This window comes from Amycolatopsis sp. SID8362, from assembly GCF_010550475.1.
GTDB lineage: Bacteria > Actinomycetota > Actinomycetes > Mycobacteriales > Pseudonocardiaceae > Amycolatopsis > Amycolatopsis eburnea.
Genome location: NZ_JAAGNB010001083.1, coordinates 1 through 1,505 on the forward strand (window position 1 = coordinate 1; position 1,505 = coordinate 1,505).

At 75.5% G+C, this 1,505-nt stretch carries 2 protein-coding genes; one reads left to right on the forward strand and one right to left on the reverse strand.

What is annotated here, in order from left to right:
* Positions 1 to 1,014: helicase-associated domain-containing protein (locus G3I65_RS33900; protein ID WP_160699713.1), on the forward strand; the 1,014-nt coding region annotated here is incomplete at its 5' end.
* Here the strand turns inward: G3I65_RS33900 and G3I65_RS33905 are convergent.
* Positions 984 to 1,505 (reverse strand): class F sortase (locus G3I65_RS33905; RefSeq protein ID WP_160699714.1); only part of this gene is annotated, 522 nt, incomplete at its 5' end. The genes G3I65_RS33900 and G3I65_RS33905 overlap by 31 nt on opposite strands.

Below are 1,505 nucleotides of genomic sequence, written 5' to 3' on the forward strand. Positions count from 1 at the left end.
GCCGCGCAGGTCGAGACCGCGGTCGCCGAGGGCGAACTGCTCGGCGTCTTCGCGCACGGGGCGGTCACCGAAGCCGGGCGCGCGCTGCTGTCGGACGGCCGGTTCGTCGAGGTCACCGACGGACTCGTCGCCCGCGCGCGGACGACGGCGTTGTTCGGCACCGACCTGACGGCGATCGTGCCCGGCTCACCCGACGCCCGGCTGGCCGCGCTGCTCGACCGCGCCGCCGACCGCGAAGCCCAGGGCACGGCGACCAGCTGGCGGTTCTCCCCCGCGTCCGTCCGGCGCGCGTTCGACCAGGGCACGACGGCGACCGAGCTGCTCGACGACCTCGGCGCGATCGCCGCGGGCGAGCTGCCGCAGCCGCTGGTGTACCTGGTCAACGACGTCGCGCGGCGGCACGGCGAGGCGCAGGTGATCGACGTCGCGAGCGTCGTCGTCGGGGAACCCGCCGTGCTGGCCGAACTCGCCGCGCACCGCAAGCTCGCCAAGCTCGGCCTGCGGTCCGTGGCCCCGACCGTGCTGACGTCCACTGTGGACGCGACCGGCACGCTCGAAGCGTTGCGCGACGCGGGTTATGCGCCGACCCGCCACGCCGCCGACGGCTCCATCGTGCTGCCCGCCCGCGAGCAGCCCGAACCGAAGGCCGTCCTCCGCGACGCCGATCCCGGTGACCTCCCGCCCGATCCCGCCGGCCACGCCGAGCGGCTGCTGGCGGCGCCGTCGAGCGGCCCGGCGCTGCTGCGGGGCCAGCTCGCCCGCGCGATGAGCGACCGGTACGCGGGCCGGCTCACGCCGAAGCAGCAACAACTCTGCTGGCAGCTCGAAGCCGGCATCCCGGTGGACGTCGTGTACCGCGCGGACGGCGCCGAGCCCGCCCGGCTGGTGATCGCGTACCCCGAGCTGGACGGCGACATCCTCGACGTCTGGTCGCTCGGCGACCGCGCCTACCGGCGGCTCGAGCTGGCGCGGATCGACCTGGCTCAGACCTCGACCGCGCTCAGCCGGGCGTAGACGACGACGTTGTCGAGGTAGTTGCCGCTCGCCCGGTCGAACGCCCCGCCGCAGGTGATGAGCCGCAGCTCGGGATCGGGCGTGTCGCCGTACACGCGGTCGGTCGGGAACTCGGCTTTCGCGTAGCGGTCGACGCGGTAGACCGTGAAGACCGCGATCCGGCCGTCGGCGCGGCCGACCCTGGCCTGCTCGCCGGGGCGCAGCTCCTTGAGCCGGGAGAACGTGCCCGGCACGTGCTTGTAGTCGACGTGCGCGGCCAGCACCGCCGGGCCGGTTTCGCCGGGCGACGGCGCGCCGGTGAACCAGCCGACGGTCGTGGCGTCGGGCGGGACCTCGAGCGCGCCGTCCGCGGTCAGCCCGAGGTCCTCGATCCGGTCGGCCCGGACGCCGATCGCCGGAATGCTCAACGACGCCGGTTTCGCCGCCGGCAGGCCGCCGGCGGTCGCCTGGCCGCTCGAGGTGACCGTGGCGGCCGGGACGGCCGGGCTCGG